Raw genomic sequence first — 14,234 nt, 5'->3', positions numbered from 1 at the left:
ACACGGAGATCGTTCATGCGAGGTCTCGGAGTCACGGGAGGAGCCGGGCTCGCCTATGGAGCGATGTCGACGATCGGCCTCGCCCCGTCCGCTCAGGCGGTGCCCACACGGTTCAGACCGCCGGCGATGTCCGACCTGATCGGGAGGGTCGAGGGGAGTCCTTCGGTGGTCGTGCTCGGCGGTGGTCCTGCAGGACTGTGTGCGAGTTACGAACTCCGCAAAGCGGGATATTCGGTGACGATTCTCGAAGCGAGGAACCGGCCGGGCGGCCGTGTGTGGTCTGTTCGCGGTGGTGCCGAGGAGACGGATCTGAACGGGGAAACTCAGACGTGCACGTTCTCCGACGGCCACTTCTACAACGTCGGCGCGACCCGAATTCCACAGAGCCACATCACGATGGACTACTGCAAGGAGCTCGGTGTCGAGCTCCAGACATTCGGCAATCAAAATGCCAACACCGTAGTCAATTACAAGAGCGACACGGCGCTGAATCAGCAGTCGGTGAGCTACCGGGCGGCGAAAGCAGACACGTACGGATACATGTCGGAACTGCTTCAGAAGGCCGCAAACCGGGGTGCTCTGGACGACGTGCTCAGCCGCGACGACAAGGACGCACTGTCCGAGTTCCTCAGCGATTTCGGTGACCTGTCCGATGACGGGCGGTATCTCGGATCGACGCGGCGCGGCTATTCGTCCGAACCGGGCGCAGGTGTCGACTTCGGAGCCGAAACGAAGCCGCACGGCATGTCCGACGTCATTCGCAGCGGGATAGGCCGCAATTTCAGTTTCGAGTTCGGTTACGACCAAGCGATGTTGATGTTCTCACCCGTCGGTGGCATGGATCGAATCTACTACGCGTTCGAGGAGTCGATCGGCGTCGACAATATCGTCTACGGAGCCGAGGTCACGTCGATGAAGAACGCCGGAGAGCGCGTCGACGTCGAATACACGAAAGACGGAAAAGCGGAGTCGATCGACGCCGAGTACCTGATCTGCACGATTCCCCCCAACCTGATCGGGCGCCTCGATACGAACCTCCCCGCGGACGTGTTGGCGGCGAACAGAGCGGCCAAGCCGTTCTCGTCGGGCAAGCTCGGGATCGAGTATTCACGCCGATGGTGGGAGACCGACGAGCGCATCTACGGCGGTGCCAGCAACACCGACCTCGACATTTCACAGATCATGTTCCCGTACGACCATTACAACTCCGATCGCGGTGTCGTCGTCGGGTACTACAACAGCGGCAAGAGGCATCAGGCCTTCGAATCCCTCACTCACAAGCAAAGGTTGGCGAAAGCAATCGCCGAAGGATCCATGATCCACGGCGACAAATACACCCGCGATATCGTGAGTTCCTTCTCCGGCAGTTGGCGTCGTACCAAGTATTCGGAAAGTGCGTGGGCCAATTGGGAGGGGTCGGGTGGTTCGCACGGTGGTGCCGCGACGCCGGAATACGAGAAACTGCTCGCACCCGTCGAGCGAATCTATTTCGCAGGTGATCACCTGTCCAATGCCATCGCCTGGCAGCACGGTGCCTTCACATCGGCTCGCCAGGTCGTCACCGCTCTGCACGAGCGTGTCACCACGTCCTGATCGAAATCCCATACCTGTCGAAAGGCCCCACGTTGTCACACGTCACTCGCTCACTCGTTGCCGCTGCAGCAGCGGGAACCATTCTGTTCACCGCAGCATGCTCCTCGGATTCCGAGGCCTCCGGCGACACAACCGAAATCACCTCGGGTGCAAGGCCTGTGATCGAACCCGGTGAGGACAACCCGATGATCGCGCAGGGTGTCGAGATATCCGGCGATGCAACTGTGTACAAGACAAGTGGTATCGGAGGTACGGCCATGAACGACGCTGCTGCGACCGGTACCCCCGAGTCCTACATAGACACCGAAGAGTTCCCGGGTGGGACTCTGCCTCCAGGCGTCACAGTCACCGAAGCGCAAGGCATCAACGTACTGAAGAAGATCCGCGACAATCTCGAACAAGAGGGCTACACGCTCGAGGATGTCGTGACGATGCGCGTGTTCCTCGACAACGCGCCCGGCACGGACATCGCCGATTACGCGGGCTGGAACCGCGCTTATCGGCAGTTCTTCGCGAATACGAATCTCGATACGGATGAGACAGAACTCGTTCCGCTCGGTACCGCGGAGCCTGCGGCACCGCTGGAACGCAACTCCGCGAGACCCTCCCGATTCGCGTTGGAGGTCGCCTCGCTTCCGGTTCCGGGTTGGCTCGTCGAGGTAGAAGTGGACGCGGTCAAGTAGTTGTTCGAGTGCATCGATCTTGCGATCGGATCGAGAAATTGCACTCCAGTGGATTTCGGGCGCTACTGCCTACTGAAACCTTCGAGCATTCCCGTGTAGAGCTTGGCCGGTGGCGTAGCGAATTCGCCGCGCTTTCCGGTGCTCAGTCCCAGGGTGATCATCGACTGCACGAACAACGTTCCTGCGGCGACACCGTCGACCACAGGTACTCCGATCTCGGCCGAAATGTGTTGGCAGAGATCGGCCATGCCCGCGCAGCCGAGAACCACAGCATCGCTGCCGTCCGTCTCGACGGCCACGCGACACGCCTCGGTGACGATCTTGCGGGCGTCGGGGTCGGTCTCGAGATCGAGGACCGGCAGGTCGCAGGCATGGATACCGAGACAGTGGCGGCCGAAGCCGTAGTGATGCGCCAGATCCTGTGCTCTGCCGACGGTGCGGCCCAGGGTGGTGACGACACTGAATCCGCGGCCCAGGAAACTCGCGGCGTGCATTGCCGCTTCCGCGATACCGATGACCGGTCCGGACGCGGATTCGCGGGCCGCGTCGATGCCGGGATCGCCGAAGCAGGCGATGACGTAGCCGTCGACCCCCGCGGCTTCGCCACTGGCGATCTCGGCGAGAATGCCGGGGACACTGAGGGCTTCGTCGACGTGACTTTCGATGGATACCGGCCCCATCGAGGGACTGACCGCATCGATGACGGTGCCCGGGCCTACTACGGCCCGGGCACAATCACCGATTGTTGCGGTCATCGAACCGGTGGTGTTCGGATTGATGACCTTGATGAGCACGTACGAAATCCTATGCCTTGGCTGGAACGTCGAAATTGGTGACAGCGAGCTTGGTCTTCGTCGCCAAGTAGTAGTACATGACGAAGCCGATGCCGCAGCCGATGAACCAACTGTACTTCGACGCAGTCGACATTCCGGCGATCTCCATGCCGTCGATGGCCCCGTTGAAGAGCACCGTGAACATGGCCACCAGTGCGCCGACGATGGTGGAGTACACCGCCGCCGGGTTGTAACCCTTCGAGTACCAGTACAACCCGGTGGGCGACATCGAGAACAGCTCGTCGACGACGACTTTCTGCTTTCGGACCAAGTAGTAGTCGGCGATCAGGATGCCGAACAACGGTCCGATGAATGCGCCGAGAGTTTCCAGCGTCAGGTGAATGACCTCGGGATTGTTGTACAGGTTCCACGGGGTGATGAGCACCGAGCCGATCGCGGCGATCATGCCGCCTGCACGCCAGCTGATCTTCTGGGGGCTGACGTTGGAGAAGTCGAATGCCGGCGAGATGAAGTTGGCGACGATGTTGATGCCGATCGTGGCGATCGTGAAGGTCAGGGCACCGAGGACGATGGCGAAGGTGCTGTCGATCCGGGCGACGGTCTCGACCGGATCGGTGATCAGCTCACCGAACACCGGCAGGGTCAGGGACGCGGTGACGACGACGAGAATCGAGAACACCAGGAAGTTCACCGGCAGTCCGAGGAAGTTGCCCTTCTTCACCGCCGCGTAGGACTTGCCGTAGCGCGAGAAGTCGCCGAAGTTGAGCATCGGACCGGAGAAGTAGGACACCACGAGAGCGATGGCACCCAGCATCACCGGGATGGAGCTCAGACCCGTGTGCTCTACCTCCTGGAGATTGAGATCGATTGCGCCCCAGCCTGCTTTCCAGATCAGATAGCCGCACAGCATGAACATCACGACGTATACGGCCGGGCCACAGAAGTCGATGAACTTGCGAATGGACTCCATGCCGCGCCAGAACACCGCAGCCTGAACGACCCAGAGGAACAGGAAGCTCGCCCAGCCGAGCAACGAGAGTCCGACGAAACCGTAATCGGCCGTGACGGCGTACGGAGCCAGCGACGGGAACAACTTGATCAGCACGATATCGAGTGCGGCCGATGCCAGGAACGTCTGGATGCCGTACCAGGCCACCGCGATCAAACCGCGGATGATGGCCGGAATGTTGGCACCGAGGACGCCGAAAACACTGCGGCAGATCACCGGGTACGGAACTCCCGACACCTGGCTCGGTTTGGCTACGAGGTTGCAGAAGAAGTAGACGATCGAGATGCCCACCAGCAGAGCGATCAACACCTGCCAACTGGCCAACCCGAGCGCGAACAAGCTGCCCGCGGTCACGTACCCACCCACCGAGTGCACGTCCGACATCCAGAATGCGAAGAGGTTGTACGAGGTCCAGGTCTGCTTCTTCAGCGGAGCAAGGTCCTCGTTGGTGAGCCGCGGGTCGTAGCTGTCCTTGATCAGTCCACCGCCGACGGGGTGGCCCGCGGCTTCCACGAGATCTCCCGTTTGAGCGGGACCGTGCGCTGTATCTGTCATCGATGCTCCTGACGGCATGGCATATGAGGTGAGCGAAGAAGGTGAACGGGTGAATGAGCAAAAGCTAGCGGCGAAGTGTTGCGCACTCGTGACGAGAGCGATATATCTTTGCGAGTCGTTCCTGCAGGCCGCACTCCCGTCTCTTTGCGGGCGTGCTTTCGGCCCTATTCCGACGGCGGGTCGGCAAACAATCCGTGGTCGTTCGACAGTGTCGAAATGACCGAATTGAGACGCGTGTGGTGATGTTGTGCTGCGGCGAGCAGTCCGGCGGAATCGCCGTCCAGGAATGCTGCGAGCATATCGGCATGGTCGCTGTGCAGTGACGCTCTGTCGGACCCGGCGACATGCACCATCGGTTGTACGGGTTCAGTTATGTTCCAAGCCGATTCGAGCATGTGAAGTAGTCGATGCATCCGAGAGGGGCGAGTCAGGGACAGATGGAATTCCCGCGAGAGGCGGTGATATTCCCGCGAGTCGTCCTGGGCGAGCGAGGCCTCGAGCTGGCGATTGATCTCGATGAGGTGTGCGCGGTCGGTGCCGGTGGCGAGATCGACCGCGACCGGTAGGGCGGCCGTCTCCAGAACCTCTCGTACGATGTACATTTCGCGGAGTTCGGCGGCGGTCAGCTGCGCGACCGTGTAGCCCAGGTTCGGTCGATGATCGACCAGCCCCTCGCCGATGAGGGTCTTGAGGGATTCACGCACCGGGATTCTGCTCACTCCGAACAGCTCCGCCACTTCGTTGAGCGGAATAGGGGTATTCGGTGGAGCGTCGCCGGCGAGAATTACTCGTCGCAACTCTCGTAGAATTGTCGGCTGTGGGCCACCGGGTGCCGATATCGACAATTGCGAGAGCAATATCGACCGACGGCGGGGTGGCACGAATCGAAGATTAGCGGCGCTGTGTTTCGGCGGCGTGACAACTCTGTTCCATCCGATAGCATCTGCACCCATGGTCACGGACCCCCTCGGTACGCAGTACTGGCCGGACGTCGACGGGTCGCGGACCCTCGTGGTGCCGGTCGGCTCGATCGAGCAGCACGGTCCGCACCTCCCGCTCGATACCGACACTCGCATCGCAACCGCTGTGGCGCACACCATCACGGACGCGCTCGTTGCTCCCGCGATCGCGTACGGCGCGAGTGGCGAGCACGAGGGCTTTCCTGGCACCGTCTCGATAGGAGCCGCGGCGCTCGAAGCGGTTCTGGTGGAGTACGGACGCTCCGCGTGCCGTTGGGCCGAGCGGGTGGTGTTCGTCAACGGGCACGGAGGCAACGGGCCAACCGTGCGTTCGGCAGTGCTGTTGCTGCGCTACGAGGGCCGCGACGTCGTCTGGTTCCCGTGTGCGGTGCCCGGAGCAGATGCTCACGCCGGTCGGACCGAAACGTCGTTGCTACTGCACCTTTCGCCCGAGGTGGTGGATATGAGCAAGTCGGAGGTGGGGAACGTGACCGACATCGCGGCCCTGCTGCCCGCGCTCCGCGTCGACGGCATGGCCCCGATCACTCCGAACGGGGTGCTCGGCGATCCCACCGGAGCCGATCCCGAGGAGGGGCGCCGGATGTTCGAGCAACTCCGGACCCGCGCGGGCGACGCAGTGCAGAGATGGAGTCCCTCCGAACATGGGGTGATCGCGTGACCGACCTCGGCGGAACGCCTGGTGAGGGGCTATCCGATGATCCCGTAAAAACGGGGAACAGGTATGTTCCGTCCGATTTCACGGGTGGCCGACACTTCGGCGTCCTGTCCGCTTACGATCTCCTGATGGGTGAAGGTCGGTTGCCTGACGGCTTCGGGGTGCGGGTCGATCCACGCGTACGCACATTCTCCGAAGGGCGCGTCCTGATCGGTGGTTCACCGACCCGGATGCTCAAGCTTGCGCCGACGGCTGCCGCGATGATCGGCGACGGTTTCATCCAGGTGACCGACTCGCAGTCCGCACTCGTGGCACGCAAATTGCTCGACTCGGGCGTCGGCAACCCCCGCCCGATGTCGATACCGTCACCGTCCGACGTCACCGTCGTCGTGCCGCTCAAGAACAACGAGGTTGGTCTGGAGCGACTGATCGCGGCGCTGCACGGTCTACACGTCATCATTGTCGACGACGGGTCCGACATCCCCGTCGCAGTTCCGCGAATTCACTGCAGTGTGGGAAGTGTGACGGTGCTCCGGCACGAGCGCTCACGCGGACCGGCTGCGGCACGCAATACGGGCTTGCGTTGTGCCACAACAGACTTTGTTGCCTTCCTGGACTCCGATGTCGTTCCGCGCAAGGGATGGCTGGAGGTGATGCTCGGTCACTTCTCGGATCCGGCCGTTGCCCTGGTGGCACCCCGAATCGTTGCGCTCGAGCCCGAGGGCAGCGCCTTGGCCCGGTACGAACACGCACGTTCGTCACTCGATCTCGGTCGCAGAGAAGCAGCAGTGCGCGCGGGCAGCTCGGTCTCCTATGTACCCAGCGCCGCCATGTTGCTCCGCCGGTCGGTGGCGATGGACTGCGAGGGGTTCGACGAGTCGATGCACGTGGCCGAAGACGTGGATCTGTGCTGGCGGCTGCAGGAGGCCGGTTGGCGTCTGCGCTACGAGCCCGTCGCACACGTCGCACACGAGCACCGCGTCACCTTCGTCGAATGGTTCGCACGCAAACTGTTCTACGGGACCGGTGCAACACCGTTGTCCGCGCGCCACCCGGGAATGGTGCCGCCGATCGCCATGTCTCCATGGACGCTCGTTGCCTGCCTGCTCGCCGCGAGCCTGACGCGGATCGGACTCATCGGTGCGGTCGCAACCCTCGGCGTGACGATAGTTCGGCTGCGCAAGATGTTCGTCGGTTTGGATCAGCCCACTCGAATCGCGGCCATTCTCGCCGCGGAGGGTTTCGTGGCGGGGTTGTGGCAACTGGCGTCGGCGTTGTGCCGACACTATTGGCCGATCACCCTACTTGCCGTGCTGTTGTCCAGCCGAATTCGTAAGATCGCGCTGGGACTGGCTGTGGCAGAGGCGTTCTCGGATTGGTACAAGCATCGTGAACTCGGTGGACTCGATCCGGTGCGCTACGCCTTCTTCAAGCGAGCCGACGACATCGCTTACGGCGCGGGGTTGTGGAGCGGAGCCATGTCCGCCCGAAGTATCGACGCGCTCAAGCCCCGCCTGGACGGCTGACGCGGTGCGAGCCCGTACCGCTGCGCTGACGGTGTGAACCGGATCGAGTACGCGGACGTCGTCGTCGTGGGCGGCGGCTCGTGTGGTTGTGTCATGGCCTCGCGGCTGAGCGAGAATCCCGACCGATCGGTGTTGTTGCTCGAGGCCGGACCTTCCTTCTCCAGCGTCACCGATGTCCCGGCTGCACTGCGCGATGCGTCGATGCTTCCGATCGGCCCCGGCAGCGAGTGGACAGGCACGTACTCGGCCGAACTCACCTCGGGTGTCGGTCGAACGATCGCCCGGGGCCGAGTCCTGGGTGGCTCCGGCGCAGTGAACGGCGGCTACTTCGTCCGTGCCACCCCCAGCGACTTCGATGCCTGGCCGCAGTCGGTGTGGTCTTTCGATCAGGTACTTCCGTTCTACATCGGATCCGAAACCGATCTCGACAGCGGCGTGGCGAGGAGGTGGCACGGGTCGTACGGTCCGATGCCAGTCGCGCGAACTCCCGAGCGCGCTCGTCATCTCCTGACGACAGAATTCATGAAAGCCGCAGTGAATGCGGGCTTTCCGATGCAGGACGACCTGAACTCTCCCGACGCGTCCGCTGGGGGAGTCGGAGCCGTGCCGCTGAACATCCACAACGGAATCCGCGTAAGTGCAGCTCTTGCATACCTTCTGCCGATTCTGAATCGGCAGAACCTACGGGTGCAAGGAGATTCGACGGTCACGTCGTTGATGTTCCACGGCAGCAAAGTCATCGGCGTCGAGTCGATCGTCGACGGCGTCCGCAACGTGGTGCGGTCCGACACCGTGATTCTGTCGGCAGGAGCGGTGCACACACCTGCGCTGCTGCTTCGATCCGGTATCGGACCTGCCGATGATCTTGTTGCGCTCGGTATTTCGGTCGAGGTCGACAGTCCGGGTGTCGGTCGAGGCTTCAGCGACCATCCCGAGGTCGCCGTTCCGATCACCCCGATGAACGAGACTCCGACGGCATCACCTGCGCTGGAAGCGGTTCTGCATTCCGGAGATGTGGAGATCAGGCCGTACACCAGGAGATTCGACCGCTTGATCGCCGGTCTCGCGCACGGGCCGCATGTGGTGGGCGTCGGACTCATGCGCTCGACGAGCCGCGGGAGCATTGGGCTGCGCAACACCGACCCGTTCGAAGCTCCGGACGTCGTATATCACTATCTGGAATCGGACGTCGACCGGCGCGCGATGCGAGACGGTGTCGCACTCGCGCGCGATCTGCTGGCGTCGCCGAGCATGTCGTCGAAGGTCGAGGTGCCATCGATCGACGATCCACTCGCGGCGCTCGGAACATCACTGCACCTGTCCGGCAGCGCCAGGATGGGCCCGGAATCCGATTCGACATCGGTGCTCGACGATCACTGCCGGGTGCGCGGCGTCGACGGACTGTTCGTCGTCGATACCTCGGCGTTCCCGGTAGTGCCCAGCCGCGGACCGCATGCGACGGCGATCATGTTCGCAGAACGCGTCGCCGATTTGATTGCAGACCACGATCGGCGCGCGGAGGCGTAGCGTTCGTGGTCTGGGGACCGTTCAGGTTCCCCAATAGATGGGTTACTGCTATGTCGGACAAATCGCCCCGCAACACGATGACCAAGAAATCCGGCAAATCACTCAAGGACAAGCGTGCCGACAAGCGGGCCAAGTCGAGCGGCGACACCAGCAACGACATCATCACGTCGGCAGTGAAGAAGAAGTAGGCGCTCACGGTCGGCGGGACCGGCCACCGCCGTTCCGTCGGCCCCGGCTGTATCCTTGGTTGTGAGCTGGGTTACAGCGATGTGGACAGGTCACGGAGGAAGCGTCGAATGGCAAGCCGATCGGACAGTGGCGGCAACCCCTGGGTCGCAGTGCGCCCCGGCGAGGACGTCGCTGTGCTCGCACGCCAGATGTCCAGTGCCCATCAATCTTTCGTCGACGATATCCGCACTCATGGTTCGACGGTGAGGTCCGTCGTACTCGATTCGTGGATGCGCAGTCGCACCAAGGGCGTCGATCCCGATGGCGGTAACGAGACTCCGACCCTGACCGGGCCTGATCTCGAGCGCTACCGCAACGGTCATCCGATGGCCATCATCCGCCCGGTCATTCGCAAGCTACTGGTCGAGGACGCGTCCGATACCGGACTGCTCGTCGCCATTTCCGACGCGGAGGGACGCCTGCTGTGGGTCGAGGGTGATTCTGCGGCGAAGGACCGCGCGCTCGCGATGGAGTTCGCCGAAGGGGTCGACTGGAGCGAGGAGAGCAAGGGCACCAATGCTCCGGGTACCGCATTGGCGGTCGATCACAGTGTGCAGATCTTCGCCTCCGAACACTTCTCGCGGTCGGTGCACGAGTGGAGTTGTTCCGCGGCCCCGGTGCACCACCCCACCAGCGGACACATCCTGGGAGCCATCGACATCACCGGCGGGCCGCGAGTTGCGGTGCCCGAGGTGCTCTCGCTCGTGCGTGCGACCGTCGCCGCGGCCGAGTCCGAGCTGCGCCTGCACCTGATGAACTCACCGAAATCGTTGGGCGACACGGCTCCCCGTCTCGAAGTTCTCGGATCCGGCCGACCGGGAGTGGTTCGCGCATCCGGCCGGGTGCCGCTTTCTCAGCGACACGCCGAGATCCTGCTGCTGTTGGGTGAGCATCCGGAAGGGCTCAGCTCGGACCACCTCGCGGTGCTCCTGGACGAGCAGGAACTCGACTCGGTCACCATCCGCGCCGAGATGTCCAGACTGCGCAAGACCTTCGGCACCGCGGGCCTGGCTTCGCGGCCCTACCGTCTGGTCGGCGAGTTGACCTCCGACGTCGGCGATATTCGACGCGCCTTGGACCGCGGCGACGTCGACGCTGCTCTACGGATCTACTCCGGCCCGGTGCTCCCGGGGTCGTCCGCGCCCGGCATCGAGAGCATCCGGGAGGAACTGCGGTCTCGTATGCAGGCCGCGCTGCTCCGGCTCGGAGATCCGGTGCTGCTGGCGCAGTGGACCTCGTCCATCCACGGTCGCGCGGACGTCATCGCGTGGGAGGCCTACCGGGCCACTCTGAGCAGGGATTCCGCGCTTTACGGTCAGGTCAGCGCGCGCATCGATCTACTCGATCGCGAACTCGGAATCTGACGCATCCCTCGCGCCCCGCCGGCCCGAAATACCGGCAACGTACTTGCAACGTTGCGCGGCCTAGTGTCCTGAATCACACACCGCATCAACTGTGAAGCACGTGTCGATCAGGAGGATTTTCAATGTCCGTCTACGCCCGTCCAGGTACCGCAGATTCCGTCATGTCGTTCCAGTCGCGCTACGACAACTGGATCGGCGGCGAGTGGGTACCGCCGGTCAAGGGCCAGTACTTCGAGAACCCGACTCCCGTCACCGGTGAGAACTTCTGCGAGGTCGCCCGCTCCACGTCCGAGGACATCGAGCTCGCGCTCGACGCAGCACACGCCGCAGCTCCCGCGTGGGGCAAGACGTCCGCTGCCGAGCGCGCGGTGATCCTCAACAAGATCGCCGACCGCATCGCCGAGAACCTCGAGTCCATTGCGCTCGCGGAGTCCTGGGACAACGGCAAGCCGATTCGCGAGACTCTCAACGCCGACATTCCGTTGGCGGTCGACCACTTCCGCTACTTCGCCGGCTGCATCCGTGCACAGGAAGGATCGCTGTCCGAGATCGACAGCGACACAGTGGCGTACCACTTCCACGAGCCGCTCGGAGTGGTTGGGCAGATCATCCCGTGGAACTTCCCGATCCTCATGGCCGTGTGGAAGCTCGCCCCCGCCCTCGCCGCCGGTAATGCCGTGGTGCTCAAGCCCGCCGAGCAGACCCCCGCGTCGATCCTGCATCTGATCTCGATCATCGGGGACCTTCTCCCTCCCGGCGTCGTCAACATCGTCAACGGGTTCGGAGTCGAGGCAGGCAAGCCGCTCGCGTCGAGCCCCCGCATCGCGAAGATCGCCTTCACCGGTGAGACCACCACCGGCCGACTGATCATGCAGTACGCCTCGCAGAACCTCATTCCGGTGACGCTGGAACTCGGTGGCAAGAGCCCCAACGTCTTCTTCTCCGACGTGCTCCAGGCCAACGACGACTACCAGGACAAAGCGCTCGAGGGCTTCACGATGTTCGCCCTCAACCAGGGTGAAGTGTGCACCTGCCCGTCGCGCTCGCTGATCCAGGCGGACATCTTCGACGAGTTCCTCGCCCTTGCTGCCATCCGCACCAAGGCTGTGCGACAGGGCGATCCGCTCGACACCGAGACGATGATCGGCGCTCAGGCATCGAACGATCAGCTCGAGAAGATCCTGTCGTACATCGAGATCGGCAAGGGCGAAGGCGCACAGGTCGTCACCGGCGGCGAGCGCGCACAGCTCGGCGGCGACCTCAACGGCGGCTACTACGTACAGCCGACGATCTTCACCGGCAAGAACAACATGCGCATCTTCCAGGAAGAGATCTTCGGACCGGTCGTGTCGGTGACATCGTTCAAGGACTACGACGATGCGATCGACATCGCCAACGACACCCTCTACGGACTTGGCGCCGGCGTCTGGTCGCGCGACGGCGGAGTTGCCTACCGCGCCGGACGCGACATCAAGGCCGGTCGCGTGTGGACCAACACGTACCACCAGTACCCGGCGCACGCTGCGTTCGGTGGCTACAAGCAGTCCGGTATCGGTCGCGAGAACCACAAGATGATGCTCGACCACTACCAGCAGACCAAGAACCTGTTGGTGAGCTACGCCCAGAAGGCACAGGGCTTCTTCTGATGGAGAATGCTCGGCCGCCTGCGCGGCTGAAGACCACCGTCGAGGCGATGGACCTGCTCCGTCGCCTCGGCGGTATCCACGGGGAACTGATGATGCATCAGTCCGGGGGATGCTGTGACGGGTCGTCGCCGATGTGTTATCCCGCAGGAGAATTCATCGTAGGAGACCGTGACGTCCTTCTGGGGTACATCGACCTCCGACTCGGGGTGGGCGAGGTTCCGCAGGACCTCCCCGCGGGTATCGACGGTGTGCCGGTGTGGATTTCGGGTTCTCAGTTCCAGGCCTGGAAGCACACGCAACTCGTGCTCGACGTGGTTCCCGGCCGCGGCGGCGGGTTTTCGCTCGAATCACCCGAGGGGGTCCGTTTCCTCAGCCGAGGGCGCGCGTACACCCCGGAGGAGAACGAGCTTCTCGCCGCGCATCCACCGCTCGTCGGCGTCGACTGGGAGGAAGGCAGACGACCCGAGGTTCCCGACGATCCACTGGTGGTTGCCGAGGCCGTCGACGCCTGTCCCGTCCCGGGGATGCTTCAGGGCTGAGTGCGGCAGCGCATACAGTGCGAACGATGAAGAGCTCATCGAAGTCCGACGCGGCCGAGGGCGGCGAGAGCCTGCGCACCGTGGTCATTGCGTTCGTCGCCAATCTCGGCGTCGCGATAGCCAAGACGTTCGCAGCGGTGTTCACCGGATCGGCGTCGATGGTCGCCGAAGCCGCGCATTCGTGGGCCGACACCGGTAACGAGATCTTTCTGCTCGTCGCCAATCGTCGGGGCTCACGTGGACCGGACGATCGTCGGCCGCTCGGCTACGGACGCGAGACCTACTTCTGGTCGACACTCGCAGCCATCGGGCTCTTCGTCGCCGGTGCTGCGGTATCGGTGTGGCACGGCATCACCTCGTTGCTCGCCGGTGAATCGAGCAGCGAGAACTACCTCGTCGCGTACGTGGTGCTCGCCATCGCATTTCTGCTCGAGGGAGTCTCGTTCCTGCAGTCGGTTCGGCAGATTCGCGGTGAAGCGGCCGAATACGACAAGGACTTCCTCGATTACGCACTCGAGACCTCGGATCCGACGCTGCGGGCGGTGTTCGCGGAGGACAGTGCGGCTCTGATCGGCATCGTGATCGCCGGTGCCGGAATCGGCTTGCACCAACTGACCGGTAACGCCGCCTTCGACGCCATCGGGTCCATTCTGGTGGGAGTATTGCTCGGAATCGTGGCGTTCGTACTGATCGATCGAAACCGTCGATTCCTCACCGGTGAACCGGGATCGAGAGCATTATGGAACGCGGTGGTGCAGCGAATCGAGCAACTGCCCGAGGTGGCATCGGTCCGATTCGTGCGCATCGAGTTCGTCGGTCCCAAACAGATCTACGTGGTGGCGAGTGTCGATCTCGTCGGTGATTTCGCAGAATCACGCATCGCACATACGCTCCGCCGGCTGGAGCGTGAGTTGGAAACCAACAGAGCTGTGGTGGACGCGGTACTGACAGTCGCCGAACCGGACGAGGGCGACATCGGTGACATCAACGCCGTGGGGCACCAGTCGTAATTCGCCCGTCATTCATCGATGACGCGACGCTTACACGACGGGCCTATCGTGAACCGATTCGCGCGCCACACGTGTTGTGAATCGTCCCCTCGGGCGTGAACCCGCTCCGAGCGCAACAGCTACGA

Annotated in this window: 13 protein-coding genes; 10 read left to right on the top strand and 3 right to left on the bottom strand. The window is 63.1% G+C overall.

Going from position 1 to position 14,234, the window contains the following annotated elements:
• Window positions 1-15: 15 nt before the first annotated feature.
• Together CH275_RS22750 and CH275_RS22745 are read left to right on the top strand one after the other, a co-directional pair.
• Window positions 16-1,593, top strand: coding sequence for a flavin monoamine oxidase family protein (locus CH275_RS22750; protein ID WP_094680490.1), 1,578 nt, complete (start codon window positions 16-18; stop codon window positions 1,591-1,593).
• A gap of 32 nt (window positions 1,594-1,625) precedes the next feature.
• Window positions 1,626-2,276 (top strand): Rid family hydrolase, encoded by a 651-nt coding sequence (locus tag CH275_RS22745; protein WP_094680489.1) that lies wholly within the window; start codon window positions 1,626-1,628, stop codon window positions 2,274-2,276.
• Between the two features lie 62 nt (window positions 2,277-2,338).
• On the opposite strand, the gene CH275_RS22740 is transcribed toward CH275_RS22745, so the two are convergent.
• The 3 genes from CH275_RS22740 to CH275_RS22730 all read right to left on the bottom strand — a co-directional run bounded on the left by CH275_RS22740 (window position 2,339) and on the right by CH275_RS22730 (window position 5,515).
• Window positions 2,339-3,070, bottom strand: coding sequence for an aspartate/glutamate racemase family protein (locus CH275_RS22740; RefSeq protein WP_094680488.1), 732 nt, complete (start codon window positions 3,068-3,070; stop codon window positions 2,339-2,341).
• A gap of 10 nt (window positions 3,071-3,080) precedes the next feature.
• A complete protein-coding gene (locus CH275_RS22735) occupies window positions 3,081-4,634 on the bottom strand; it encodes an NCS1 family nucleobase:cation symporter-1 (RefSeq protein WP_094680584.1) in 1,554 nt (517 codons plus the stop codon).
• A gap of 164 nt (window positions 4,635-4,798) precedes the next feature.
• Window positions 4,799-5,515 carry a GntR family transcriptional regulator gene (locus tag CH275_RS22730; protein ID WP_094680487.1) on the bottom strand — a complete coding sequence of 239 codons (717 nt, stop codon included), beginning with the start codon at window positions 5,513-5,515 and terminating at the stop codon, window positions 4,799-4,801.
• A 70-nt stretch (window positions 5,516-5,585) separates the two neighbouring features.
• Between CH275_RS22730 and mftE the strand changes: the two genes are divergently transcribed.
• The 8 genes from mftE to CH275_RS22695 all read left to right on the top strand — a co-directional run bounded on the left by mftE (window position 5,586) and on the right by CH275_RS22695 (window position 14,109).
• Window positions 5,586-6,272, top strand: coding sequence for a mycofactocin biosynthesis peptidyl-dipeptidase MftE (mftE, locus tag CH275_RS22725; RefSeq protein ID WP_094680486.1), 687 nt, complete (start codon window positions 5,586-5,588; stop codon window positions 6,270-6,272).
• 125 nt (window positions 6,273-6,397) lie between these two features.
• A complete protein-coding gene (mftF, locus tag CH275_RS22720) occupies window positions 6,398-7,795 on the top strand; it encodes a mycofactocin biosynthesis glycosyltransferase MftF (protein WP_094680485.1) in 1,398 nt (465 codons plus the stop codon).
• Between the two features lie 33 nt (window positions 7,796-7,828).
• Window positions 7,829-9,322: a mycofactocin dehydrogenase MftG gene (gene mftG, locus CH275_RS22715; protein ID WP_094680484.1), complete on the top strand. Its 1,494-nt coding sequence runs from the start codon at window positions 7,829-7,831 to the stop codon at window positions 9,320-9,322.
• Window positions 9,323-9,372: 50 nt separating this feature from the next.
• Window positions 9,373-9,510, top strand: a complete 138-nt coding sequence (locus CH275_RS29630; RefSeq protein WP_167326762.1) for a hypothetical protein — start codon at window positions 9,373-9,375, stop codon at window positions 9,508-9,510.
• A 108-nt stretch (window positions 9,511-9,618) separates the two neighbouring features.
• A complete protein-coding gene (locus tag CH275_RS22710; protein WP_094680483.1) occupies window positions 9,619-10,914 on the top strand; it encodes a transcriptional regulator in 1,296 nt (431 codons plus the stop codon).
• A 122-nt stretch (window positions 10,915-11,036) separates the two neighbouring features.
• Window positions 11,037-12,560 carry an acetaldehyde dehydrogenase ExaC gene (exaC, locus tag CH275_RS22705; protein ID WP_094680482.1) on the top strand — a complete coding sequence of 508 codons (1,524 nt, stop codon included), beginning with the start codon at window positions 11,037-11,039 and terminating at the stop codon, window positions 12,558-12,560.
• Complete coding sequence (locus CH275_RS22700; protein ID WP_179276294.1) at window positions 12,560-13,099, top strand: DUF779 domain-containing protein; 540 nt, start codon at window positions 12,560-12,562, stop codon at window positions 13,097-13,099. Before exaC ends, CH275_RS22700 begins: the two co-directional genes overlap by 1 nt.
• A 26-nt stretch (window positions 13,100-13,125) precedes the next feature.
• Window positions 13,126-14,109 (top strand): cation diffusion facilitator family transporter, encoded by a 984-nt coding sequence (locus tag CH275_RS22695; protein WP_094680481.1) that lies wholly within the window; start codon window positions 13,126-13,128, stop codon window positions 14,107-14,109.
• Window positions 14,110-14,234 lie beyond the last annotated feature (125 nt).

The organism is Rhodococcus sp. 06-235-1A (genome assembly GCF_002258785.1).
GTDB lineage: Bacteria > Actinomycetota > Actinomycetes > Mycobacteriales > Mycobacteriaceae > Rhodococcoides.
This window is presented reverse-complemented; position numbering and strand designations above follow the sequence as displayed.